At 49.5% G+C, this 23405-nt stretch carries 27 protein-coding genes, 1 tRNA gene and 3 pseudogenes; 13 read left to right on the forward strand and 18 right to left on the reverse strand.

Annotated elements, in window-relative coordinates; translation table 11 throughout:
• Positions 1–33: 33 nt before the first annotated feature.
• Complete coding sequence (locus GKO28_RS01560) at positions 34–360, reverse strand: DUF2325 domain-containing protein (protein WP_173533718.1); 327 nt, start codon at positions 358–360, stop codon at positions 34–36.
• A gap of 499 nt (positions 361–859) precedes the next feature.
• Between GKO28_RS01560 and GKO28_RS01565 the strand changes: the two genes are divergently transcribed.
• From GKO28_RS01565 to GKO28_RS01590, 6 genes and pseudogenes are all read left to right on the forward strand, one after another.
• On the forward strand, positions 860–2086 hold the full coding sequence (locus GKO28_RS01565) for a Re/Si-specific NAD(P)(+) transhydrogenase subunit alpha (RefSeq protein ID WP_182075129.1): 1227 nt from the start codon (positions 860–862) through the stop codon (positions 2084–2086).
• Positions 2087–2170: 84 nt separating this feature from the next.
• Positions 2171–2444, forward strand: a pseudogene (locus GKO28_RS01570) (proton-translocating transhydrogenase family protein); the annotation flags it as partial.
• 15 nt (positions 2445–2459) lie between these two features.
• Positions 2460–3828 (forward strand): annotated as a pseudogene (locus tag GKO28_RS01575) (NAD(P)(+) transhydrogenase (Re/Si-specific) subunit beta).
• Between the two features lie 243 nt (positions 3829–4071).
• Complete coding sequence (locus GKO28_RS01580) at positions 4072–4281, forward strand: Lar family restriction alleviation protein (RefSeq protein ID WP_173533715.1); 210 nt, start codon at positions 4072–4074, stop codon at positions 4279–4281.
• A 305-nt stretch (positions 4282–4586) separates the two neighbouring features.
• Complete coding sequence (locus GKO28_RS01585; RefSeq protein ID WP_182075130.1) at positions 4587–5525, forward strand: GNAT family N-acetyltransferase; 939 nt, start codon at positions 4587–4589, stop codon at positions 5523–5525.
• Positions 5526–5581: 56 nt separating this feature from the next.
• Complete coding sequence (locus tag GKO28_RS01590) at positions 5582–6061, forward strand: pentapeptide repeat-containing protein (RefSeq protein WP_182075131.1); 480 nt, start codon at positions 5582–5584, stop codon at positions 6059–6061.
• Between the two features lie 342 nt (positions 6062–6403).
• Here the strand turns inward: GKO28_RS01590 and GKO28_RS01595 are convergent, their stop codons facing one another.
• The 8 genes from GKO28_RS01595 to GKO28_RS01620 all read right to left on the reverse strand — a co-directional run bounded on the left by GKO28_RS01595 (position 6404) and on the right by GKO28_RS01620 (position 10924).
• A complete protein-coding gene (locus GKO28_RS01595; protein ID WP_307839070.1) occupies positions 6404–6871 on the reverse strand; it encodes a DinB family protein in 468 nt (155 codons plus the stop codon).
• A gap of 47 nt (positions 6872–6918) precedes the next feature.
• Entirely contained in the window at positions 6919–7887 is a 969-nt protein-coding gene (locus GKO28_RS01600; protein ID WP_182075133.1) for an NAD(P)H-quinone oxidoreductase, read from the reverse strand.
• A gap of 252 nt (positions 7888–8139) precedes the next feature.
• Positions 8140–8658, reverse strand: a complete 519-nt coding sequence (locus tag GKO28_RS01605; RefSeq protein WP_182075134.1) for a GNAT family N-acetyltransferase — start codon at positions 8656–8658, stop codon at positions 8140–8142.
• A gap of 28 nt (positions 8659–8686) precedes the next feature.
• A complete protein-coding gene (locus GKO28_RS01610; protein WP_182075135.1) occupies positions 8687–9007 on the reverse strand; it encodes a DUF1330 domain-containing protein in 321 nt (106 codons plus the stop codon).
• Between the two features lie 55 nt (positions 9008–9062).
• Complete coding sequence (gene zapE, locus GKO28_RS01615) at positions 9063–9899, reverse strand: cell division protein ZapE (protein ID WP_247646262.1); 837 nt, start codon at positions 9897–9899, stop codon at positions 9063–9065.
• A complete protein-coding gene (zapE, locus tag GKO28_RS18975) occupies positions 9883–10077 on the reverse strand; it encodes an AFG1/ZapE family ATPase (RefSeq protein ID WP_247646263.1) in 195 nt (64 codons plus the stop codon). Before zapE (GKO28_RS18975) ends, zapE (GKO28_RS01615) begins: the two co-directional genes overlap by 17 nt.
• Positions 10067–10222, reverse strand: a complete 156-nt coding sequence (locus GKO28_RS18980; protein WP_247646264.1) for a hypothetical protein — start codon at positions 10220–10222, stop codon at positions 10067–10069. The genes zapE (GKO28_RS18975) and GKO28_RS18980 overlap by 11 nt, the downstream gene beginning before the upstream one ends.
• A gap of 96 nt (positions 10223–10318) precedes the next feature.
• A complete protein-coding gene (locus GKO28_RS01620) occupies positions 10319–10924 on the reverse strand; it encodes a peroxiredoxin (RefSeq protein ID WP_173533710.1) in 606 nt (201 codons plus the stop codon).
• 208 nt (positions 10925–11132) lie between these two features.
• Between GKO28_RS01620 and GKO28_RS01625 the strand changes: the two genes are divergently transcribed.
• The gene (locus GKO28_RS01625) at positions 11133–12014 is read left to right on the forward strand and encodes a hypothetical protein (RefSeq protein ID WP_182075136.1); all 882 of its coding nucleotides are present in this window, start codon (positions 11133–11135) and stop codon (positions 12012–12014) included.
• Positions 12015–12195: 181 nt separating this feature from the next.
• On the opposite strand, the gene GKO28_RS01630 is transcribed toward GKO28_RS01625, so the two are convergent.
• The 5 genes from GKO28_RS01630 to GKO28_RS01650 form a co-directional block, all read right to left on the reverse strand.
• On the reverse strand, positions 12196–13344 hold the full coding sequence (locus GKO28_RS01630) for a bifunctional diguanylate cyclase/phosphodiesterase (RefSeq protein WP_182075137.1): 1149 nt from the start codon (positions 13342–13344) through the stop codon (positions 12196–12198).
• Positions 13331–13675 carry a PAS domain S-box protein gene (locus GKO28_RS01635; protein WP_182075138.1) on the reverse strand — a complete coding sequence of 115 codons (345 nt, stop codon included), beginning with the start codon at positions 13673–13675 and terminating at the stop codon, positions 13331–13333. The genes GKO28_RS01630 and GKO28_RS01635 overlap by 14 nt, the downstream gene beginning before the upstream one ends.
• Complete coding sequence (locus GKO28_RS01640; RefSeq protein WP_182075139.1) at positions 13632–13919, reverse strand: hypothetical protein; 288 nt, start codon at positions 13917–13919, stop codon at positions 13632–13634. Before GKO28_RS01640 ends, GKO28_RS01635 begins: the two co-directional genes overlap by 44 nt.
• Positions 13920–13953: 34 nt before the next feature.
• A complete protein-coding gene (locus tag GKO28_RS01645) occupies positions 13954–14616 on the reverse strand; it encodes a hypothetical protein (RefSeq protein WP_182075140.1) in 663 nt (220 codons plus the stop codon).
• 151 nt (positions 14617–14767) lie between these two features.
• A tRNA-Arg gene (locus GKO28_RS01650) sits at positions 14768–14844 on the reverse strand.
• A 132-nt stretch (positions 14845–14976) separates the two neighbouring features.
• Here GKO28_RS01650 and GKO28_RS01655 point away from each other — a divergent pair.
• From GKO28_RS01655 to GKO28_RS01670, 4 genes and pseudogenes are all read left to right on the forward strand, one after another.
• On the forward strand, positions 14977–15447 hold the full coding sequence (locus GKO28_RS01655) for an SRPBCC family protein (protein WP_182075141.1): 471 nt from the start codon (positions 14977–14979) through the stop codon (positions 15445–15447).
• A gap of 166 nt (positions 15448–15613) precedes the next feature.
• Complete coding sequence (rarD, locus tag GKO28_RS01660; protein ID WP_307838930.1) at positions 15614–16390, forward strand: EamA family transporter RarD; 777 nt, start codon at positions 15614–15616, stop codon at positions 16388–16390.
• Between the two features lie 172 nt (positions 16391–16562).
• Positions 16563–17079, forward strand: a pseudogene (locus tag GKO28_RS01665) (acetate uptake transporter).
• 201 nt (positions 17080–17280) lie between these two features.
• The gene (locus tag GKO28_RS01670) at positions 17281–17679 is read left to right on the forward strand and encodes a carbohydrate-binding protein (protein ID WP_182075142.1); all 399 of its coding nucleotides are present in this window, start codon (positions 17281–17283) and stop codon (positions 17677–17679) included.
• An 86-nt stretch (positions 17680–17765) separates the two neighbouring features.
• Here GKO28_RS01670 and GKO28_RS01675 read toward each other — a convergent pair whose 3' ends face one another.
• From GKO28_RS01675 to GKO28_RS01685, 3 genes are all read right to left on the reverse strand, one after another.
• A complete protein-coding gene (locus tag GKO28_RS01675) occupies positions 17766–19070 on the reverse strand; it encodes an NAD(P)/FAD-dependent oxidoreductase (protein ID WP_182075143.1) in 1305 nt (434 codons plus the stop codon).
• Positions 19071–19282: 212 nt separating this feature from the next.
• Positions 19283–20110 (reverse strand): response regulator, encoded by an 828-nt coding sequence (locus GKO28_RS01680; RefSeq protein WP_182075144.1) that lies wholly within the window; start codon positions 20108–20110, stop codon positions 19283–19285.
• 74 nt (positions 20111–20184) lie between these two features.
• Entirely contained in the window at positions 20185–21240 is a 1056-nt protein-coding gene (locus GKO28_RS01685) for a hypothetical protein (protein WP_203563824.1), read from the reverse strand.
• Positions 21241–21475: 235 nt separating this feature from the next.
• Between GKO28_RS01685 and GKO28_RS01690 the strand changes: the two genes are divergently transcribed.
• Both GKO28_RS01690 and GKO28_RS20885 read left to right on the forward strand, forming a co-directional pair.
• Positions 21476–21889: an NAD(P)H-dependent oxidoreductase gene (locus tag GKO28_RS01690; RefSeq protein WP_247646265.1), complete on the forward strand. Its 414-nt coding sequence runs from the start codon at positions 21476–21478 to the stop codon at positions 21887–21889.
• 10 nt (positions 21890–21899) lie between these two features.
• A complete protein-coding gene (locus GKO28_RS20885; RefSeq protein WP_282099198.1) occupies positions 21900–22025 on the forward strand; it encodes a hypothetical protein in 126 nt (41 codons plus the stop codon).
• A gap of 116 nt (positions 22026–22141) precedes the next feature.
• On the opposite strand, the gene pgk is transcribed toward GKO28_RS20885, so the two are convergent.
• Positions 22142–23374, reverse strand: a complete 1233-nt coding sequence (gene pgk, locus GKO28_RS01695) for a phosphoglycerate kinase (RefSeq protein WP_182075145.1) — start codon at positions 23372–23374, stop codon at positions 22142–22144.
• Positions 23375–23405: the final 31 nt, after the last annotated feature.

A 23405-nucleotide genomic window follows, 5' to 3' on the forward strand; every position in this document is an offset into this window, starting at 1 on the left:
AAATAAAACGTGCAGCGGGCATTGATGCCCGCTTTAACGTTGGCTTTTGCGATTCGGGCATTGACTGCAATCTTTCACTTCGCCAATTTTTTCTAAGGATTGGCTCAAAGCACACACCGAGCGGCGGCAAGCAACAAACCGCACTTGCTCATCATTGGCCAATTCTCGATACGCCTTCATCACGTTGTGACTTAAAAAATCAGTAAACAAAATCAATAAATCGGCCCCGTTTAAACTCGCCGGCTTGCGCTGATGCGATACATTGCGCCCGCTCACATGCTTTTGCACACTAATACCGTGCTCAGCCAATAGCTGCGGGATATTGCCCAAGGCATCGGCGCCAACCAGATAGGCCTTCATTGCTGTTCCTTCGTTCGAGTAGTCGGTGAAGCGATTATTGTACAAATGAGAATAATTATCAATAGCGATTAATCTGTTTTTTTCATTAGATGAAATTATCGCGTCAACAACACCTTGCCTAGGTGTCTGTTGACGTTTGGTTTGCCAACCGCGTTTGTGCGAATTTTGGCCTGAGGCAAGGCACGAAGCGCGTAGCGTAGTCATTCTACGCCAGCGCTTGGTAACGCAGCATCAGGCTGACTTTATTTAAAAAAGCTGCCGCCAAACCCTGCGGGCTGGGCGCTTTTCGCGGCGACCCTGCGTTGTAGCAAGCTCACATAGAATGACTATGCGTCGCTTACTACGCCTTGATTCGCCGCGAAAAACGCTCCAGCACGGCGGGAAACAAAACGCCAACAGACCCTAGGGTTTTTACCTAAGTTGCTTTGCATCAAACTGTAACAAGCGCAGATCAGGCTAAATACCTCATCATTCACCGCGCACAGGGAATAAAGCCAAGATGTTGATTGTGATCCCAAAAGAAAACCAACACGGCGAGACCCGTGTCGCCGCCTCGCCTGAAACGGTTAAAAAACTCGTCAAACAAGGGCATCAAGTACGCGTTCAAGCGAATGCCGGCCTAGCGGCAACATGGCAAGATAGCGATTACTTAGCGGCTGGCGCGAGCATTAACGAAGACATAACCAGCCTGTATAGCGGTGCAGCCCTTATTTTAAAAGTGCAAGCGCCCAATACCCAAGAAATTGCCCTTTATCCCGAGCACGCAGCGCTGGTGAGTCTGTTTGATATCCATCGCTATCCGCATCTTAGCTTACTCGCCGCCAAACAAATCGATGCTTACGCGCTGGAATTAATTCCACGGATTACCCGTGGCCAAAGCATGGACGTATTGTCGAGCCAAGCCAATATTGCTGGCTATCGTGCAGTGCTGTTGGCAACGCATTACTTCCCGCGCTTTATGCCGATGTTGATGACCGCCGCCGGCTCAGTGAAACCCGCGCGCGTGTTAATTTTGGGGGCTGGCGTGGCCGGCTTACAAGCGATTGCCACCGCCAAGCGTTTAGGCGCCGTCGTTGAAGTATTTGATGTACGCCCAGCCACGCGCGAACAAGTTGAATCACTTGGCGCAAAATTTGTCGAAGTTGAACTCTCCAGCGAAGAGCAAGCGGCATTGGCCCACACCGGCGGCTATGCCAAAGAAATGTCCGACGATTATCGGCAACGACAAAGCGAGCTGATCGCGCAACAAGCAGCGCAAGCTGACATCATTATTAGTACCGCGCTGATTCCGGGCAAAGCCGCGCCGGTTTTGCTGACGGCAGCCACCGTGGCGCGGATGAAAGCCGGTAGCGTGATCATTGATATGGCCGTCAGCCACGGCGGCAATTGTCCGCTGTCGCAAGCCGATCAAGTGGTGGTTAGCGACAACGGCGTCAGCATTGTGGGGCAAAGTAATTTAGCCGCCTTAATGCCAACCGATGCCTCGAGTATGTTTGCGCGCAATGTACTGACGTTTTTAGCACTGTTGAGCGATAAAGACGCCCATTACGCACCGCAGCAAGACGATGAAATCATCCAAGCCACTCGAGTTTGCCACGCCGGTAGCATTTATTTTGCCAGCGCCTCGGCCACCCCAGCGACTCAAGCCAGCGCCATACAGTTAAGCCAAGCGAGCGCGGTGCCGGCCACTGCTGACGCCATCACTGCAGACGTCATCACAGTTTAAGGAAAACCCATGTCTACTCTTGCCCTAGCCGCTTCTACAACGGCTGCCGCCCCCATCGCCCATGCCGCAACGAGCGATCCATTGATGGCCAGTTTAACGATTTTTGTGTTGGCGATTTTTTGTCGGCTACCACGTGGTGTGGAATGTCACACCTGCGCTACATACGCCGCTGATGGCGGTCACCAATGCCATTTCGGGGATTATCGTCGTTGGCGCCATGCTGCAAGTGGTGGATATCAACGCCCAGCAAATTACGCTCACGAGCGTTCTTGGCGCGGTAGCGATTTTCCTCGCCAGTATCAATATTTTTGGTGGCTTTTTGGTCACTCAGCGCATGCTCGATATGTTCAAATCGAAAAAAAGGAGCGAAATAATGGCGAACTTAACGGCCCTGCTCTATCTGGTTGCTGCGGTACTGTTTATTTTATCGCTACGCGGTCTTTCCTCACCACACACCGCTTTGCGCGGCAATTTATACGGCATGGTTGGCATGACTATCGCCGTAGCAACGACATTTTTTGTCGCTGTGAGCCCAGTGGTATGGCTGATTGTCGCCGCAATGGCCGCTGGTGCCTTGGTTGGCGCATATAAAGCACGCACCGTAGCCATGACAGCGATGCCGGAACTGGTGGCCGCGATGCATTCTTTGGTCGGTTTATCTGCGGTATTAATCGCCATCGCCGCCGTGTTCCATACCGGAATGAGCCACACTGGCGCGCAGCAAATTGAGCTCTTTTTAGGCGCATTCATCGGCGCGATTACCTTTACCGCCTCGGTCGTCGCCTACGGCAAATTGTCGGGCAAGTTTGGCGCGCGCGCGATCAACTTTAAAGGCCAGCATTTAGTCAATCTGCTACTGGCACTCAGCATGGTCGGCCTTGGGATCGCGTTTTACGCCACCGGCAGCCAAGCGGCATTTTTGGCGATGGTCGCGATTGCCTTGGCGCTTGGGGTGTTGCTGATTATCCCAATTGGTGGCGCGGATATGCCGGTGGTGGTATCGATGCTCAATTCGTATTCGGGCTGGGCGGCGGCCGGCATTGGCTTTACGCTGGATAATCCGGTACTGATTATCGCTGGCGCTTGCGTTGGCGCATCCGGTGCGATTTTGTCGTACATCATGTGTAAAGCGATGAACCGCTCGATTGTATCGGTGCTGCTCGGTGGTTTTGGTGCCGAAGTGGCTGCGGCGGGCCCCGCAGGCAGCGCGCAGAAAAACTATCGTTCGGGCTCGGCGGATGATGCGGCATTTTTTAATGGAAAACGCCGAACGCGTGATTATCATCCCCGGCTACGGCTTAGCCGTGTCGCGCGCGCAGCATGCGCTGCAAGAGCTGACGGATTTACTCACTGAGCGCGGCGTCGATGTGCGCTATGCCATTCACCCAGTGGCCGGACGTATGCCAGGCCACATGAATGTGCTATTGGCCGAGGCCGAAGTACCCTATGAGCGCGTGATCGAAATGGATGAAATCAATAGCGACTTTGCCAGCACCGACGTGGTACTGGTCATCGGCGCCAATGACGTGGTTAATCCTGCCGCCAAGAACGACCCGAGCAGCAGCATTTATGGCATGCCGATTTTAGACGCGTATAAGGCACGCACGGTGATGGTGGTCAAACGCTCGATGAGCGCCGGTTATGCCGGGCTAGACAATGAATTGTTTTATATGGACAAAACCATGATGGTATTTGGTGACGCGAAAAAAGTCGTTGAAGGCATGCTGCAAGCGGTGCATTAATCGCCCTGCTCGCCACGAATGTTTCCCCGTTCGTGGCGGCAGCACCGCGAAGCAAAAGCCTGCAGCCATTCCAAAAATATTGAACTGTGCGCCATTGATTGACGTTCACTAAGCGAGCGCAGCAAGGATTGACGACAGAAATCACCGCCGCTACTGCGGCCTTTGGTCATCGTCTTTTGCAATTTCTACGAGTCAAAAAACCAAGAACAAGGTAAGCTTACGTTTTACTGCAGAAAGACCGCCATGATCACCACCTCCAGCACCGACCAAACCGGTCGCCCAACGCCAAAACCCTGTCCAAAATGCGGCGCCATCGCCGAGCAACACAAAGCCGGATCAAATCGCTTTTGGGTGCAATGCAGCAAGCTAGGCAAAAACGGCAACTGCAGCGCCATCGGCCAGCAAGGCAGCAATAAAAAAGAAGCCATCGCCAACTGGAATTCGCTGCGCTAAAACGGCAAGGGTATTTACCTCTAGCGCTGTTGCAGCATCGCCAATGAAGCTATACCCTGTGTTAGGTTTCGGCAACAACTTCGATTGCACTAAGCGATGCTTTTGACGCGCCTGATTACATCGGCATATGCTGTTTGCTTATGCCATCCTTTACTTGATATTCCCGTGCCTAATTAATTAGCCCCCACCGCCGATCAACCACTTGCAAGCCAAGTTGGGGTTTTGATCGTCCGCTACTTTCTGACTATCCGCTAGCCGCCTTACGCAAGGCGCGGATGGTCACGGCTAATTTTAGGAATATCAGTATGCAAACCTCGCTCTCTACTGCGCGCCTCGTGCTGCGCACTTTCACCGGCAACGACTTTACCGCGCTACGCGCCCTCACCCAGCAAGCTGAAATTATCGACATCCTGCCCGACTGGGCGATGAGCGACGCACAATTGCGCGACTATCTAGCGGCATGGCAACAATTCTATTTGACCGAGCATGAACCGATCAGCGAATGGCTCTACGCCATTACGCTCGCCAAAAGCAATGAACTCATCGGCTGGGTTGGCATTTGGCCCAAAGATGGGCTGCAATCGAGCTTCCCCGAAGTGGCATATGCCATCGGCCGCGAGCACCGTCAATGCGGATTGACCACGGAAGCCGTAGCCGCAGCAACGCAGGCGTTTTTTGCCAGCAGCAACACCGCCGCCTTGGTGGCGATTGTTAAAGACTGGAATATCGGCTCGCGCCGCGTGGTCGAAAAAGTGGGGTTTTTGCCACGAGGCAAAACCACCGTGCCACGAGGTAACACAATCGTGCCGCACGACAAAACCACCGTACCGGACGAGGGCGAGTTTGATTTTTTCATCCTACCGCGCCCAAATCTAGCCAGCACTGCCGCTGTTCAACTACGCGCCGCGACCACAGACGATGCCGAGCAATTGGCCGCCATACAGCGGGCAGCGTATTTAGCCCATGCCCGCCGTTGTGGGCCGTGGAGCTCGGACAGTGATAGCGCAGGATCTGGCGGCTATGATTGCCCGCACAAAATGGCGTATGCGATTGCAACATCGCACTATTTTGCCATTGAAGTCGCTGGTGTGTGCGTTGGCGGCATTGCTTATTTGGGCCCCATCGCTGGGCAAGCGTATGTTGAATATCTGCACGTTGATCCTGCATTTGGCCGCCAAGGCATTGCCACTCAAGCTTTGGCGCAACTCGAAAAATTAGTCCCCAAGCCAATAGTTGGTCGCTAAGCACCAGCGCGCACAGCAAGGATAATGAGCGCTTTTATGTCCAATGCGGCTACCAAGTGGCTGATCGCGACGACAACTGCGTCACCTTTATTCGCCATTTACGCCACAACCCAAGCAAGCCGCAGCACCATATCGGCCTGAATTTAAACGCCAACGATTGGCATGACTGCGCCATCGCCGATGCCACATTTTTTAGTAGCAATTTAAATGGCAGTCGTTTTATTGATACCTGCATGCAAGACGCGCAACTGCACAATGTGAACCTGACGCGGCTTTCCATTGGCGACGCGAGATTAGGCGGCGTTAAAATCGCCCACGCCTCGTGGGGCGGCGCGCATTTACACGATTTAGCGCGCGGCTGGCATGGCGATAATGAGCCAGTAACAATAGAGCGCTGCGATTTAGCGGGCGCGCAAATTCGCGATTGTGACCTAAGCCAAGCGCAAATTAACAGCGAGCAACTCGAAGGCCTACAGATCAACGGCGTAGCCTACGCCGAGCTACTTGCGGCGTGGCAGATGAGTCAACAAACTTAAATAAACAGGTATTTGCCACCAAGCTTTGCAATGTATAGTTTGGTGATCAATACCCACTAATCATTGGCAATGTTCAGATTTTGTGTTGATGCCGTGCCGCGCTCGTCGGTCTGGGGCTTAAAATCCCGTCCAAGCGCACCGAGTGAGGAGAGAGACAAACAGCTTTATCGTTTGGCTCACGATCGATCGAGGGAACAGCGGAGCTGGGCGCGCTCGGGTCGCCTTTCTTTTCCCCCATTTTCTTTGGCGAGTCAAAGAAAAATGGGTCCCCGTCGCGGACTGCGACTGTAAACAGCCGTGCCGCAGTCACTTAAAACCATCAACACGCAATCTGAACATTGTCTAATCATTGAGCATCGGCAATAGCGGCAAATCGGTCACACCGACATCAATCCCCTGTTGCATCAGCAAGGTACTCACTTGGCCGCGATGATGCGTTTGGTGATTGAAAAAATGCTGTACCTGCACCCAGCGTGGAATGGTTTGGGTAAAACCATACACCTTGCTGGTCCACGTCACTGGCTCGTTCAGCCAAGCAGCATCTAAGCCATTGGCCCACGCCATGATCCGCGCATCCAGCGCCATCCGCGCGGCGTGTAACTCGGCAAAATCAGCATAAACATCCTCGCCCGGCGGCGAGCTAATCAGCGTTTCGCCAGTAAAGCGCGACAGCCACATCAAATCCCCCCAAACAATATGATTGAGCGTGCTATGAATCGACTTAAAATACGCCCCACGATCCGCCTTGCGCTCAGCGTCACTTAAGGTGGCAGCGGCAGCGTACATTTGCTGGTTTTGCCATTGGTTTATACGCTGCCATCAGTTGCGGCATATTGCCTTGAAACATAAACCCTCTCTTATGCAATTGATTCGGTAAGCAGCACCACTTTGCCGCAATTGCGACTGGCTGCGACATATTCATGCGCGGCTTGCGCGTCTTTGAGCGCAAACGTGCGATCGAGCGTAATGCGATATTCGCCACTGGCGAGGCGCGGCAACACTGTATCGCGTAGCGCCATCGCCAACCTGGCCTTGACGGCGAGCGCTTGACTACGCAGTGCTGAGCCTTGAATTTTTTGTCGCTTGACCAGCAGCAAGCCCAAATTAATCTCGCAGCTCAGGCCTTTGAGTAAGCCAATCACAATGATGCTGCCATCGCTATTGAGGCAAAGCTGATTGGCTGCGACATAATCGCCGCCCACCGTATCCAAAATTAAATCCACGCCGCCCGCGGCTTTAAGCGTAGTTGCAAAATCTTGGCTGCGATAATCAATGACTAAATCAGCGCCCATATCGCGGCAAAACGCCTGCTTTTCCGTCGAGCTGGTCGTCACCGCCACCCAAGCGCCGAGCGACTTGGCCAACTGAATCGCCGCCGCGCCAACACCGCTGGCACCGGCGTGAATCAACACCCGCTGCCCCGCTTTAAGCTGACCAACGTCAATTAAATTCAACCACGCCGTCATCCACACCTCGGGCAAACTTGCCGCCGCGGCAAAATCGAGGGTATCGGGCTTTAAGCAGCAAAGCGATTGATCGAGCAAGCAATACTCGGCATAAGCACCACCACCGACCAAACCCAACACCGCATCGCCGACCGCAAAATCGCTCACCCCCTCGCCCAACGCCACCACCACGCCCGCCACCTCTAAACCGATGGTCAGCGACTCACCAGCGGGCGGCGGATATTTGCCCTGCGCCTGCATCAAATCCGCCCGATTCACCCCCGCCGCCATCACCTTAATCAATAACTGCCCCGCAGCTGGCTCAGGGGTCGGATGATCAGTCAAAACCAATTGTTGATTCAGCGTCGTAATCGCCAACATAAGCCACCTCGATAAAAGGGAAAGAAACAGGTTAAGGCACCGGCAAACAGCGTTAATTTTGTTTTAATAGTAGGGTATCTTGCACTAGCCTTTTAAGAAAAAGACCTAGCAGCAGATACACCCAATAAATTTGTGCGTTGTGCATTCGACATTCGGCGCACTACGCTGCGCTTTGAGTGCGCCCTACACCGCTTAGAATTTGTAAGTTGGGCTATCGAGCCCAAGCCTACTGGACTGATATTACGAACATGCTTAATTACATCGTTTTTCCATTCCAACTACATGCAAGCCATTTACTTTTGGCTGTCCTACTCCTGCTGCGACAGGATAATCCTCAACGTGGCCAGATAATAAATACCCTCTTCGCTCATAAAAAGCTTGAAGTTCTGGCCTAGATGAAAGCACTGAAATTTTTAAAACATCAGACTTAAAATTAGCTACGGCATACTGCTCTGCACTCGTAAGCATCTGCTTACCTATGCCTTGTGCTTGGCACAAGGGATCAGTGGATAGCATGCCAATATAAGCCGCCTCATCACGTCGTTCTACGTGAACGCAAGCCACAATTTCAGTGTCCTCGCAAAGCAGTAAAATTGCGGATTGAGGCTGAAATAGCTTCTTAATTTGCTCGCAGTTGGTTCTATCTCCCGAAATCAACGCCGCTTCGTGAGTCCAGCCTTTTGCTATAGATCTAGGCCGGTAAGCTCTGTTCACTAATTGTGCGATTGCTTCAGCATCCAATTCAACGGCGATACGAAATAGTGTTTGCATGTTTAATAGCTACAATTCAAATGTTGGACTAGATAAAATCGACGGGTTTCGGTACAGCAATTTCACACCCTTCAACAATCACCAAGTCAATCTCACACGAGCCTTCGCGTAACGCTTTAGCGGCTTGATACGGGGCGCAGTGCCAACAGTCGAGTGCGGCCTGATAGCTAGGGAATTCAACGATGGTATTACGTGAACGGGTATTCCCCTCTGGAACAATAAATTTACCTGCTTGAGTCAGATACATCGCTCCATATTGCGCCAACGCGGCACCATTAGCTGCGATATAAGCTTGAAATGACTCGATATGCGTGATATCAAGGCGGACTATCCAATACCCCTTAGCCATGACTTTGCTCCGAATTCAAACGAAAGCAAAACAATAGCATGGAGTCAGAAAAAATTCAGGTCTCCACCACCCCCGCCGTCTGTTGTTCCAACGTTTGATGCGCGAGGGCGAGGTATTCTTTGGACTGCATTTCCGAGAGGCGGCTGGCGGTGCGGAAGAATTCGGATGCTTGCAAGCCAGCGACGTAGACCTCTTCTACCGGCACATCGGCGGCGCGATGATGAGTTTGACGCGGTTGTCGTAAAACACGTCGACCAGCCAAGTAAAGCGGCGCGCTAGATTGCTTTGCTCGGCACTCAGTTTTGGCAAGCCAGATAAAAAACACCGTGTGATATTCCTGCGCCAAGGCCAAGTAATCGGCTTGTCCACGGCCATCACCACACAGTACGGCAAAATCAAACCAGATTGCGCCACCGGCGCGGCGCCGTGCTTTTAGTTGGCGGCCTTCGATTTCAATCTGGGTGCTTTCATCGTGCGCGGTGGCCATTTTGATAAAAAGCTCGGTCAGTTCCTGCTCATTCTCGGCGTTATTGGGGTACAAATAAGTGCGCGCTGCAGTGAGCGTGCGCAGGCGGAAATCTTGGCCACCATCAACATTCAGTACATCGAGTTTGGCTTTGAGAAGTTCAATGGTCGGCAAAAAGCTCGCCCGATGCAGCCCATTGGGGTACAAGCCATCCGGTGGATAGTTCGAGGTCGTGACCAAGATCACGCCGCGACTAAATAATTGCTCCATTAAGCGCCCCAATATCATTGCGTCGGCAATGTCGGACACATGAAATTCGTCAAAAACACACAGCACGCGGCAAGATTTGGCCCATTGCTCGGCAACCTTACCCAGCGGATCATTTTGCCCTTGCTGGGCACGTAAATCTTTATGGATTTGCTGCATAAAATGATGAAAATGCAGCCGCTTTTTTGCGCTTAAATGGCAAGCCAGCGTAAAACGCATCCATCAAAAAGCTTTTACCACGCCCCACGCCGCCCCAAAAATACAGGCCACGCGGTAGCTCTGGCATCGGCAATAAACTTTTGCCAAACAGGCGATTGCGCTTTTGCTTAAACACCATCAAAGGCTTGCCAAAGCGTTTCGAGGCGATCAATCGCGGCGGCTTGCGATTGGTCGCTAATAAAGCCCTCTTGGCTCGCCAGTGATTGATACCAAGTGAGTGGACTAATGCCAACGGCGGGCGGCGCAATAACATGTTGTGACATACAAAAATCTCGTGGTGAAGCCAAGCAATTCAAAAACCAACAGCAAAAAAAACCCTGCAACAATGGCAGGGTTTTTATCGTTTAGCGAAAAATCAATTACAACGCTGCTGCGTTATTCGCAAGGTAATCGGCAACGCCATCGGCTGAAGCGGTCATGCCTTTTTTGCCTTTGTTCCAACCTGCTGGGCAAACTTCGCCGTGTTCTTCAGTAAATTGCAAGGCATCCACCACGCGCAACATTTCGTCGATGTCACGACCCAATGGCAGGTTATTGATCACTTGGTGCTGAACCACACCGGCTTTGTCGATCAAGAATGAACCGCGCAAGGCCACGCCCGCGTCAGCCAATTCAACGTCGTAGGCTTTGCAAATTTCGTGTTTTACGTCAGCCACCAAGGTGTAGCCAACTGGGCCAATACCGCCTTTATTGACTGGGGTATTGCGCCACGCAGAATGCGAGAATTGGCTGTCGATCGAAATACCAATCACTTCTACATTGCGTGCTTTAAATTCAGCCAAACGATGGTCAAAAGCGATTAATTCTGACGGGCATACGAAGGTGAAATCCAGTGGATAAAAGAAAATCACTGCATACTTGCCAGCAGTGGCTGCTTTCAAATTGTAGTTTTCAACGATTTCACCCGAGCCCAACACAGCGGCGGCGGTAAAATCAGGGGCTTGCTTCGCAACGAGTACAGACATGTAATGCTCCTAGCGGGATTAAATCGTAAGGGTTGAACAGCTAGCTTAAATATCGGGGCGTGCCGAGTCAATTCAAGGCTAGTCATGTGATTTTTACTGATTATTTCGTATTCCTGCCCAATACCAAGCAAGGCGCAGGCTTTGCTTGCCAATTTTCTTACAGCTTGCCATCATAGGCAAACTGACACATTCATCATAAAGGCTTGCAATGATCGGCTTAAAACTCACTCATATTGCGACTGGTTTTTTACTCTTTGCCGCAAGTTTATCAGGGTTTGCCAATGAGAAAACCATTACGATTCTGACACAACAAGATGTATTTAATGACTACCAGCAATTTATTGCCGGCCGTGACCCCATCACACTCACCCAGTATGGCGGCCCGGGCTCGCGCCGTGATGTCGTCGAGCTAGTCTTAGTGCAGCAGGCGCTGAAAGCCGGGGGCAATACTTATCCGGTTAAAATCGTAAAGGTCGACAATACCAGCGATTCATATAGCCGCTTTATTAAAGAAATCACCACGGGCACGGCCACCTTGGGTGGCAATAGCGCTTGGTTTATCGACTTAAAACAAATTAACGACAAAGTGTTTATTAGCGAGCCCAGCATTCGCCAAGGCGAATTTGAGGCCGGGCTTTATACCACTGCCGACAATGCCGATGCGCGTCTATCTAAAACACTACCGCAAATTCAAGCACTCACTGCGGTTGTCGCCGAAAGCTGGCTGCCCGATGTGGCAACGCTGGAGGGCATTAAATTTAAGCACGTGTTAAAGACCCAAAGCTGGGATTCAATGGTAGGGATGCTGGGGAAAAAACGCGCCGATGTGTTGCTTGCGCCGTTTCAACCGACGGCCGATTTATCGATGCAAGCCGGCGGGCGTAAACTCGTGCCGATTGCCAATGTGAAAGTAGGACTACAAGGCAGCCGGCATTTCTTTGTGAGCAAAGCTTCACCGATCGGCAGCGAGGTGGCTCAGTCGCTTAATTTAGGCTTAGCTAAACTCAGAGAGCAAGGCACGATCGAAAAAGTGTATCGAGACTCTGGCTTTTTCAACCAAGCCACTCGCAATTGGAATCGCCTCAATTAAAAACATACTCTGACGCCCACAGATCTCGCGCCATCATCGTTCGTGCCAAACACGAGCGATGATGTGCAAGTTTGGGCGCAATGATTGAGGCTTTGCTGCAATACATCATCAGCATATTTATATACAGGTATTGCCTTGCGCCCTTTTAAATAAATAGCGCAGTGAGCAATACCCATCTTCGTTAAACCAAGGGTGCAGGTTCACCAAAGTAATAGCCTTGGGCAAAGTCGACACCGATCGTTGCCAATTGCGCCAAAATTTCTTCGGTCTCGACAAATTCGGCAATGGTTTTACAACCCAAACTATGCGCAATGTCATTAACGGCGATCACCATTTGCCGGCACACCCGATCATTCACAATATCGGTCACTAAACTGCCATCGATTTTTAAATAATCAACCGGCAGGGTTTTGAGGTAATTAAACGATGAAAAACCACTACCAAAATCATCCAAGGCAAACATACAGCCACGTGCACGCAAGGTTTCAATAAACTGTGTTGATTCTTTTAAATTAGAAATCGCCGCCGTTTCGGTGATTTCAAAACACACAAACGTTGGCGATACGCCGGTTAAATCCAGCTGCTGCAAAATAAATGCCAAGGTTTTTTTATTTAATGATTTACCGGATAAATTAATCGCCAATTGTGGTAATGCACGCTGCTCCTGTTTGCATTGCGCTAGGTATTTCAAGCTGTGCTCTACCACCCAGCAATCAATTAAAGCCATCATATCGTAGCGCTCGGCAGCTGGAATAAAAGCCCCCGGTGGGATAATTCGGCCATTGGCATCGACTAAGCGCAATAAAATTTCATAATGCGGCAGTTGATGCAGCTCTCGATCAAATGGCTCAATTTTTTGGTAATACAATTGAAAACGATTTTGCTCAATGGCTTCTTTTAGGGTAGCGAGTAATTGCAATTCGTTATGCCGCTCTTGCAATTCAGTATCATCCTGACTGTACCAACTCAGGCGATTGCGACCAGCGTCTTTGGCGGCAAAACACGCGATATCCGCTTGGCTCATGGCTTCTTGCGCGCTAACGCAATGCGCGTCAATCATCACCAAACCAATACTCACCGTCACGCCGTGGGGCCGTCCTTGCCAAACAAAACGAAACTGCGCCAAAGCGTGCAAAATACGCTCAGCCAATATTTGCGCCTGCGGAATTTGATCGCCAGAAATCAAAATTCCAAATTCATCCCCACCTAAGCGCCCTAGCATGCTGTTTTCTGCACTCATTAAGCTTTGCAATAAATTAGTCACTAAGCGCAGCAATTCATCGCCAGCCAAATGCCCGCAGGTGTCGTTGACTAATTTAAATTGATCCAAAATCGAGCAACATTAAAATGTGTTGCTGATTCGACTCGGTGGCCAGCTGATGCGCTGCAATCAATGCACGCTCAAAACCACGCCGATTGGTAAGGCCCGTGAGGTAATCATGGTCAGCTTGGTAAGCGAGCTTGGCGGTGAGCGCTTGCGATTCAGTCACGTCGTGCAGCACCAGCACCATGCCTTCAACCTGACCATCGGGATCATTAATCGGCGCGACTGCATATTCAACAATAAATCGCTCGCCGCGACGATTGGCCAAGGCCACCGTTTGCCGTGCAATGGCTTTATTGCGCTCGCGGGCATGCAGCAAGACGGCAAAAAAAATCATCCGCGTTTAAATCCCCGCCCTGACAAACGATTTGGCTCACACACCGATCTCGCGCCTCGATTTGCGTCCAAGCGAGCAGGCGCTCTGCGGCAGGATTGAGTAATTTAACTTTAAAATCTGGCGTGGTGGTTAAAATGGCATCGGTAATAGAAATCAACGTCACATCGGCCAATTCTTTTTCTACATATAAAGCCCGCTGCGCCTCTTCTCTTTGCTTGACGCCATGCTGCAGATTGATCCGCATTTGATTAAACGCGTGCACTAATGATTGCAGCTCATCATTTTCTGCGCGCGCGCGCCAACTGGAGCGGCGCAGCCAATAAATTGTAATTTAACTGACCAGTATATTGCGCAATGTGGCTTAAGTGGCGGGCGATTAAGCGATGATACAACACCAAAAAGCATAGGCCAGCAGCGCCCATGCCAAAACCTTCGAGCAACAGTAAACGCAAAAATTGATCGAGCAACTGGGTTTTAAACCCTTTCAGCGAGACGGTTAGGCTCAATTGCCCCAGATTGACGTGCTGATTGGTCAGCGGATGCAAATAGGCAATGGGAAAGGTTTCGGTCAGCGTGTTTTCTGCGCCTTGAATATCAACGCCAGAAGCGTAAATTTGCCCGTCATTTTCAAGCAATTGCACATAGTCAATCACCCGCGTTTGCCGCAGTGAATTGAGCTGACTATGCACCGCTTCGGTATTGACCAGCCATAAATTGCTCGCCAATTGCGATACAGCACTATGCCCTAAAGTTCGCAAATCGGCCCGGGCTTTTAATAGCCCACGGTTGTATTCAACCTGCAGCAAAACCAAGGTGAGGGAAACGGTCACGACCAAACCGGCAGCAAAAACCGACCATGCCAAACGACATGCCAAACGATTGGCAGCATACCAAGTGGTTAAACGGGAAAACAAAAAGGGCTTCACACCGAGGATTTCCAAATTACAAGCGTTTGAGGATAAACGCCAAGTCGTTTAGAAACAACAAAAACCGTAAGGAATATTAGGAAAAGCTACGATTGATTAAAAAACAAGAAGCCACAAGGCTAAATGTAGAAATCATGTAATAAAAATGGGAGAAATGAAGTAGAAATGGTGCGCCCGGAGCGATTCGAACGCCCGACCCTCTGGTTCGTAGCCAGATACTCTATCCAACTGAGCTACGGGCGCACTGGCATGAATCAAAGGCTGACTCATACAAAGAGGCGTGATAATACAGGCCTTATTTACTATCGTCAAGCCCATTTCGCCAATTAATCGGCCTATAATGCGCCAATCCAATCCACTACAGAGACGGCCAGCATGCAATTTGAACATCTCATCCAAATTAATGACCTAACACAAATGCTCACGCCACTACTCACTCGGCAACAACTGTGGCAAGGCTTAGTCTATCGTGCTGAATCACCAATGGCGTTTATGGATCATGTTGATGAAGTCGCGCTGCTTGAGCGCGGTCCAGACTGGGTGCAACGCAAAATGGTGATGGGTAAACTGACTGTCATCGATAAAATCCAATACGAGCACCAAACTCGGGTGCATTATCACACCGAAGCCAGTAGTGAACATGGCGGCGGACAAATGATCATGAAAATTGAAGAACCTAGCCCAGAAGCGCTATTTGTTCGCTTTACCTATATCACGCCACACCCAGATTCTCCCGATCCGGAAACGGCGCATTATCTTGAGTTTCTTAAATCGGCATGGCGTGAAACCGATATTGATACCGTTCGCAAAATCCGTGAGCTCGCAGCATCAGGACAATTGGGCTAAATCACCTGACACCGAGCAGCCAAAAAGATTACACTCAAAGGCTTTCTTCGCTTTTTGGCTCTCGGCATGCAACTCGGCATTATTTACACCCTGCTGGCCTTTTTGATCTGGGGCTTATTTCCGCTTTATTTTTAAAGCGCTGCATGGCATCGCCCCTGAAGAGATTGTGCTGCACCGTTTTATTTGGTCGCTGGTCTTTTTAAGCGCAGTGCTACTCATTAAGCAACGCTGGGCATGGCTCAAACCGGCACTAAAACAACCCAAGCTGATTGGCGTTTTTATCTTGAGCGCCGTCTTACTCGCCAGCAACTGGTATACCTATATATGGGCCGTCAATGCTGGGCGCGTGGTTGATGCCAGCCTAGGGTATTTTATTAATCCTTTGATTAATGTATTGCTGGGCGTTATTTTTTTGCACGAGCGCCTTCGCCCAGCCCAATGGCTGGCCATTGCCATTGCCGCAACAGGCGTTGCTTGGCTTACCTGGCAAGCGGGCCATTTGCCTTGGATTGCGCTGATCTTAGCCTGTACTTTCGCGCTATATGGTTTACTGCGCAAAACAGCCCAACTTGGCGCGCTGGAAGGGCTGTCGCTAGAAACCTTGGTGTTATTTCCCATCGCTCTGGCCGCCATGGTGTATTTACTCGCCACAGGACAAAGTGATTTTGTACGCGCGCCAATTTCCACACAAGCACTGGTGTTGTTGGCGGGCCCGATTACCGCCATTCCACTGCTGCTATTTGCCGCTGGCGCTAGAAAAATCCCACTGTCTTTGGTTGGTATTTTGCAATACACCGGCCCAACGCTGCAGCTCTTGATCGGTGTATTTGTTTTTCATGAAGCGTTTGGTGCGGCTCAAATCATCGGCTTTGGCTTAATTTGGCTGGCCTTAGCGGTGTATGCCATCGATGGCTGGCGCAGTTATCGCGCAAATAGTAAATAATTATACCAATCAGCTATTTCTTGATACGTTACAAATCCTATATCATTGCGCCCCTGTATAAAGCAGCTCTAATTGACAATTTATAGGAATACGCAAGATGACGGCCCCAACTCTATTTGCCGAGAAAGACCTTACTGCCAACCCTGCGCCATTGGGCCTAATGGGTTTTGGCATGACGACTGTGCTATTGAACCTGCACAATCTGGGCTTGTTTGGTAATAGCGCCATGATCTTAGCCATGGGCATTTTTTTATGGCGGCCTAGCTCAAGTGATTGCCGGCGTCTTAGAATGGAAAAAAGGCAATACCTTCGGCACCACGGCATTTACTTCATACGGCTGTTTCTGGCTGTCTTTAGTTGGTTTGTTGGTACTGCCTAAAATGGGCCTAGCCGAAGCGGCGACCAGCTCAGCCATGGGTGCATATTTATTAATGTGGGGTATTTTCACTGCATTCTTGTTTATCGGTACGCTCAAAATGGACAAAGCGTCACAGTTCATTTTTGGCTCTTTGACTATTTTGTTTGTTTTGCTCGCAATCAGCGATTTCAGCGAATCAGCAACGATTAAACAAATCGCCGGTTTTGTTGGTTTACTGTGCGGCGCATCGGCCATTTACACCGCCATGGCGCAAGTCCTCAACGAAGTGTATGGCAAAACGATTTTCTGCCTCGGTGGAAAAAGCCATTAATCGGATTTCAATCAATCCCGAACAGACAAAAAGCCATTCAATCTATTTGAATGGCTTTTTTTACAGCAGCGCAGCAACAAGCGTATGCGCGCCAAGACGTAGATCAAGGCCGGCAACTTTGTACAAAAGTAATCTAGTACATTGTCGTTCAATGCAGAAGCATGAAACACTCACGCATACTGATCACTTGGAGTTGACGATATGTCTTTCAAAACCAAAGCCCTATTCCCCTTATTGTTGCTTGTAGCGACTTCAGCATGGGCATCCAGCCCATGGCGCGAAGGTCGCCATTACAGCCAAGGTGAGATTGTTCGTTACCAAGGCCAAACTTATGAAGCACGTCAAGGGCATAAAGCCGAGCGCGGCGCGAATTGGAACCCAGAAGCAGCGGCCTCACTTTGGGCACCGGTTGAACGGCGCAACAATGGTCGTTTTGGCTGGCAAGAAGGTAAGTACTACAGCAAAGGCCAGATCGTTAATTATCAAGGTCGCAGCTATCGCGTGCGCCAAGGACATCAATCTGAACGGGGTGCGAACTGGAATCCCACTGCGGCTCCATCGCTTTGGGAAGCACTCGATGGCAATCCTAACTGGCGCTAATTGAATTGGCACCAATTGACTTCCGCCCCGCAATAAAAAAAAGCGCATCAATCGATGCGCTTTTTTTTTATTGGACAATATGCAGCTTAATGCAGTTTTAACGACGGGCGCGCGACTCGGCGCAACTTATCCCCCACCCACAATAAGCCGGTCAACACCCAACCATGCACCGCCGCTTGATGCATCCGGTAGAGCGAAGCGTAAATCAATTTTGCGCCACGGCCTTCAACATAATAATTGCGCTTCGGTCCAACAATCGACGCTAAACTCCCCACTGCCGTATGCTTACCCAAAGACACCATCATGCCTTGCGGCTTAAATACAAACGGCAAAACTTCACGTCCCGTCAATTGCTGCCAAATCGCCTCAGCCAACCATTCTGCCTGTTGATGCGCCACCTGCGCCGTCGCCGGCAAAATCACACCATCATCATTGGGTGAGCATGACGCGCAATCCCCAATGGCATAGATGTGCTTGTCGGTTAAGGTTTGCAAGGTTGCGGTGACTTCAATCTGATTTAAACGATTGGTTTTTAATCCCAAAGTCGTCAACCAATCCGCGCCTTTCACGCCAGCAACCCAAACTCGTATATCGCTGTCAATTTTACGGCCATCGGCCAAGACAAAACCTTGCTCGGTCACTTCAACAACGCGGCTATTATTGGCCACTAAAATGCCACGCTCAGCCAAAGATTCGGTCGCGTATTCTGAAAGAGACTCCGGCGCGCCGGCCAAAATCCGATTCATGCCCTCGATAATAGTGATTTCTAGCTGTGCCGGGCTCAATTCAGCGCCGTAGATATGCATTTCACGGATGGTATGATCGATTTCAGCCGCCAACTCAACACCTGTAGGCCCGCCACCCACAATCCCGATATTGAGTTTACGTACCGAATTACCTGAAATGCCGACGGCAAAAGAGAGATCGAGAATTTTTTTACGCAGCTGCTCAGCTTCAACAGGGTTATTCAAAAACATGCAGTGTTCTTTCGCGCCCGGCGTGGCAAAATCATTGGCAATCGCCCCCAATGCAAGCACCAAGGTATCGTAGGCAATTTCACGCGGTGCAGCGATTTCATTCCCATCTTGATCCAAGACTGCGGCTACTTGAATCACTTTACGCTCACGATCCACACCGGCCATCCAGCCAAATTCAAATTGATAATGATTACGCCAAGCATGACCAAAATAGTTTACTTCGTCTTCACCGGTATTGAGCGCGCCGGTCGCCACTTCGTGCAATAACGGTTTCCAGATATGCGTCGCTGAGCCATCGACCAACACCACTTTAGCGCGTTTGGCCGAACCCAAAGTACGCCCTAATTTAGTGGCTAACTCTAAACCACCAGCTCCGCCGCCAACAACGACGATACGATGCAACTTTGTGCTCATAAAAGGCTCTCCAAATGACGTGCCGCAAGGCGAATTAATTTGTCTTGAGTATACCTTGAGCTTGAAATTGATTGTAATTTTAATACGTAATAATAGCCGATTTTAACAATATAAAATTACATCGTCATTTTGATGAAAAATACAAACAATTGGGTATAGTCCGTCAGCCCATCCTGACAAAAGCGCCGCAATCAATACTCATTAAAATGCCTCTAAAGCGAATCGACACGTGGGGCCAATACCCGCTCTAACAATGATTTTACCATCGCCGGCTCAAAAGGCTTATCACAAATCCCCGACACCCCCGCCTGCTCGATCGCCGCGAGCCGACCATAATCGGTCTCAGAAGAAACCATCAAAATCGGCAACTGACTTTGCCAGCTTTGAGTTCGCACATACTCAATTAATGCCTGACCATCCATCTCGGGCATATTGTAATCAGTGATTAATAGATCAAAAGCACTGTCTTCCAACAAGGCTTTGCCCTCCTTGCCGTTCTCTGCCTCGGTAATATTACGCATCCCTAGGTTTTCTAATACTTTTCGCATGTAGTTTCGCGCTGCGCGTGAATCATCCACCAATAACACGCGAATATATTCCAGCTCGATTTCATGCTCTTCGAGCGAATGATCAACCGTTAAGTAATCTAACGTCATCATTAATGCATTATTTAAATGTTCGTTATTAAATGGCTTAGGCAATATCGCACAGGCACCCAATTGCCGCACCGGCTCCAATATCTGCGGCCGCATTTCACTTGAAATTAAAATAAACGCAAGATCTTGCGTTTCAGCCTGCTCGCGCAAATGCGTCAGCAATTGAACACCGGTCATATCCGATAAATACAACGCACTTAAAATCAAATTAGGTGATTGTGCGGTCAACGGTTCGAGTAATTCGAGCGCAGCGCTGGCGGTTGCAACCCAACGCACATTAACGATACCCAACTCGAGTAAGCGCACCTCCATCAGCTTGCCTTGAACCGCCGACGGCTCAATGACTAAAGCACGCAAATCACTAGGTACATAAAAAGAACTCATTTGGGCCACCCAATTAAGATATTCTTTCTTTATAGCGAATTTTTGACAATCTCAGCAAGAAATACAACGGAAATTCAAAGTAGTTTATGTAAGCGCAACTCTATTTTGAGATAGGCATACAACACCGCAGCCATCACCAAGCCCGCCACACCAAACATCGCCTCCAACAGCAGCATCGCCAATAATAATTCCCATGCCTTGGCACGAATTTGAGTGCCAATAATTTGTGCATTTAAAAAGTATTCACTTTTATGAATCAAAACCAAAAAAACCAGCGATGCTATCGCGATCGACAACGATTGCGAAAAACTAACCGTTACAATAATGGCATTAGAGAATAAATTTCCCACAATAGGCAGCAAACCTAATACAAAGGTCAACACCAACATCGTTTTAACAAATGGCAAATGGGCACCAACGACAGGCAAAATCAGCAGCAAATACACACTCGCCAACGCTGTATTAATTAACGAAATTTTTAATTGCGCCAACATCACCGCACGAAATGCGGCGGTAAACCCTTGTACTCGAATTAGCAGTGCTTGGCTCAACACGCCTAATCGATCACGCCGATTGACCTCGCTCAACGCCACAATACCGCCAATCACCGCTCCCACGATAAGATGCGCCAACAACAAACCCAGCTCTTTGCCCGTTGCTTGCAGTTGCGCAATGTGATGCTGCAATAAACTCACTACAGCAGCCTGAATACCAGTTGGACTACTTGGCCAGTCATAGCTCAACCATAAAGGTAAAACACCTTTTGCCTCGCCAATGATTTGCGCCATTTTATCGAGTAAAGCAAGCAAGCCATGCTCAGACTTCATAATGGACAACATCGCCAATACTAAAATAAATAACGCCAAAATCACCAAACTCGACATCAACACCAAAGCCAGCCAACGACTCCATTCCTTTGATAGCACGCCAAAAGTCAGCCGACTTAAAGATTGGACGAGTAAAAAAACCAGCCAGCATGCCTGCCAACAATACTGGCACAAGGTGCAATAAAAAAAAACCAACAGCAGTAAACTTGCCACAATCCCCAGCGACGCCAAATTGACACCAGAACGAGGATGAGGCCGCTGGGTCGGTACTGTCGGAGACGGTTTTACGCGAAACAAAGACATCAGAAGCACCTTAAAATAAAGCGGGGTATTGCTATCCAAACGATATATTCATTGAGCCAAATAGCAATACCTAATTAAGCTAAGCAAAGTGCTCAGCCATTTCAGCCAACTTAATCCAGCCAAGCCATGTATGCCGTTCAATTTAACTGAATAACTTACTCAAGTCTTTTTGCTTTTCAATAAAACTTCACTCGGCTACGATGCGTCACGATGAACTCAGCAGGAATACCGCAAAATGCCAACAACCAAAGTACTCGCTCTCAGTGGTAGCTTACGCGCCAAATCGAGCAATAAAGGCTTACTCCGCTACGCACAAGCTAATGCGCCAGAAGGCATGCAAATTGAAATCGCCGATTTATCGGATGTGCCTTTTTATAATACCGATATCACCGAGCAACCTGCTGCGGTTAAAACACTACTCGCGCAATTTGCCACAGCAGATGCTTTTTTGTTTGCCGGTCCTGAATATAATTATTCAATTTCTCCGGCACTAAAAAACGCCATCGACTGGGCTTCACGCGCGCCAGACAACGCATTACTTGGCGGCAAAGCAGCCGCCGTCATGGGCTCTGGTGGCGGCATGGGCACTTCGCGCGCGCCAATATCATTTACGCCAAGTCTTTGTCTTTACCGACATCCATCCTATTAACAAACCCGAAGTGTTTGCCAACGCGTTTGCTGGGCAATTTGACGCCGATGGCAATCTAACCGACGAACGAATTCAAGACGGCGTCAAGCAATTATTAGCTGCACTCGCTACTTGGTCGCTGCAACTGCGCAAATAAAATTGCGCGCAAAACTGACCAAGACCTAAGCGATATTAGCAATAAAATAGTCGGCATAAAAAAAACACCCTCGATTTCTCGAGGGTGTTTGCTTTTATACGGACCACCAATCAATCTTATTTATCGGTTAAAGCATCAACGCCTGGTAGCGCCTTGCCTTCCAAGAATTCAAGTGATGCGCCACCGCCAGTTGAAACATGGCTAACTTGATCTTCCAGACCAGCTTTTTCAACCGCTGCCACTGAATCACCACCGCCGACAATGGTAATTGCGCCATTGGCTGTGGCTTCAACTAAAGCATGTGCAATCGCGAATGTACCGACAGCCGAAGCATCGATCTCAAACACCCCCATCGGGCCATTCCACAATACGGTTTTAGCTGATTTAATAATTTCAGCATATTGTGCGCAAGAAGCCGAACCGATATCCACGCCTTCTTGATCAGCAGGAATCGCAGTCGATGCCACTTCAACCAAACCATCTAAAGTACGTGCATCAAAATTTAACGCGCGTGTCACCATGGTGTCGCTTGGCAATACCAACTTATCACCCGCTTGGGCAATCAATTCACGCGCCAAATCCACTTTGTCGTTCTCACACAATGATTTACCAATCTCGTAGCCTTGCGCTTTCAAGAAGGTAAATGCCATACCGCCGCCAATGATCAATTTATCTACTTTTGGCAACAAGGCTTGAATCACGTCGATTTTGCCGGAGATTTTCGAACCACCAATAATCGCCACCAAAGGACGAACTGGCTTGTTTACCGCTTCACCCAAGAAATCGAGTTCTTTTTTCAGCAAGTAGCCTGCAGCACGAGGCAGATCGACACCCACCATTGAAGAGTGCGCGCGGTGAGCGGTACCAAATGCGTCATTCACAAACACATCGCCCAATTTAGTCAAGCGAGCGCGAAATGCCGCCACTTGCGCAGGATCAGCTTTAACTGAATTGCCATCAGCGTCTTTAGCCTTGCCTTCCTCTTCAATATGGAAACGTACATTTTCCAGCAAGATCACTTGGCCTGGCTGAACCGCAGCACAAGCTGCTTCCACTTCTGCGCCTACACAATCGTTCAAAAATTGTACTGGGCTACCGAGCAATTCAGTTAAACGCGCAGCAACGGGTGCCAAGCTGTATTTTTCTACTTTCTGTCCATTTGGGCGACCCAAATGCGACATCAAAATCACTGAAGCACCTTGCGCTAAGGCATAACGAATCGTTGGCAATGCGGCACGAATGCGTTTGTCACTTTCAACCACACCATTTTTAACTGGCACGTTAAAGTCAACACGGATCAGAACACGTTTACCTGCAAGATCGAGGTCTTCAATAAATAACTTAGCCATACACAGTTCTCCAATTAAGAGCGGGTGAATT

It is taken from the genome of Deefgea sp. CFH1-16, from assembly GCF_016881365.1.
Lineage (GTDB): Bacteria > Pseudomonadota > Gammaproteobacteria > Burkholderiales > Chitinibacteraceae > Deefgea.

Bases quoted from the DNA above. Each gene is read 5' to 3' on its own strand.
- GKO28_RS01560 (WP_173533718.1), bottom strand. From the start codon at position 360: ATGAAGGCCTATCTGGTTGGCGCCGATGCCTTGGGCAATATCCCGCAG.
- GKO28_RS01565 (WP_182075129.1), top strand. From the start codon at position 860: ATGTTGATTGTGATCCCAAAAGAAAACCAACACGGCGAGACCCGTGTC.
- GKO28_RS01580 (WP_173533715.1), top strand. From the start codon at position 4,072: ATGATCACCACCTCCAGCACCGACCAAACCGGTCGCCCAACGCCAAAA.
- GKO28_RS01585 (WP_182075130.1), top strand. From the start codon at position 4,587: ATGCAAACCTCGCTCTCTACTGCGCGCCTCGTGCTGCGCACTTTCACC.
- GKO28_RS01600 (WP_182075133.1), bottom strand. From the start codon at position 7,887: ATGTTGGCGATTACGACGCTGAATCAACAATTGGTTTTGACTGATCAT.
- GKO28_RS01605 (WP_182075134.1), bottom strand. From the start codon at position 8,658: ATGCAAACACTATTTCGTATCGCCGTTGAATTGGATGCTGAAGCAATC.
- GKO28_RS01610 (WP_182075135.1), bottom strand. From the start codon at position 9,007: ATGGCTAAGGGGTATTGGATAGTCCGCCTTGATATCACGCATATCGAG.
- zapE (WP_247646262.1), bottom strand. From the start codon at position 9,899: ATGCAGCAAATCCATAAAGATTTACGTGCCCAGCAAGGGCAAAATGAT.
- zapE (WP_247646263.1), bottom strand. From the start codon at position 10,077: ATGGTGTTTAAGCAAAAGCGCAATCGCCTGTTTGGCAAAAGTTTATTG.
- GKO28_RS18980 (WP_247646264.1), bottom strand. From the start codon at position 10,222: ATGTCACAACATGTTATTGCGCCGCCCGCCGTTGGCATTAGTCCACTC.
- GKO28_RS01620 (WP_173533710.1), bottom strand. From the start codon at position 10,924: ATGTCTGTACTCGTTGCGAAGCAAGCCCCTGATTTTACCGCCGCCGCT.
- GKO28_RS01625 (WP_182075136.1), top strand. From the start codon at position 11,133: ATGATCGGCTTAAAACTCACTCATATTGCGACTGGTTTTTTACTCTTT.
- GKO28_RS01635 (WP_182075138.1), bottom strand. From the start codon at position 13,675: ATGATTTTTTTTGCCGTCTTGCTGCATGCCCGCGAGCGCAATAAAGCC.
- GKO28_RS01640 (WP_182075139.1), bottom strand. From the start codon at position 13,919: ATGCGGATCAATCTGCAGCATGGCGTCAAGCAAAGAGAAGAGGCGCAG.
- GKO28_RS01655 (WP_182075141.1), top strand. From the start codon at position 14,977: ATGCAATTTGAACATCTCATCCAAATTAATGACCTAACACAAATGCTC.
- GKO28_RS01670 (WP_182075142.1), top strand. From the start codon at position 17,281: ATGTCTTTCAAAACCAAAGCCCTATTCCCCTTATTGTTGCTTGTAGCG.
- GKO28_RS01675 (WP_182075143.1), bottom strand. From the start codon at position 19,070: ATGAGCACAAAGTTGCATCGTATCGTCGTTGTTGGCGGCGGAGCTGGT.
- GKO28_RS01680 (WP_182075144.1), bottom strand. From the start codon at position 20,110: ATGAGTTCTTTTTATGTACCTAGTGATTTGCGTGCTTTAGTCATTGAG.
- GKO28_RS01685 (WP_203563824.1), bottom strand. From the start codon at position 21,240: ATGTCTTTGTTTCGCGTAAAACCGTCTCCGACAGTACCGACCCAGCGG.
- GKO28_RS01690 (WP_247646265.1), top strand. From the start codon at position 21,476: ATGCCAACAACCAAAGTACTCGCTCTCAGTGGTAGCTTACGCGCCAAA.
- pgk (WP_182075145.1), bottom strand. From the start codon at position 23,374: ATGGCTAAGTTATTTATTGAAGACCTCGATCTTGCAGGTAAACGTGTT.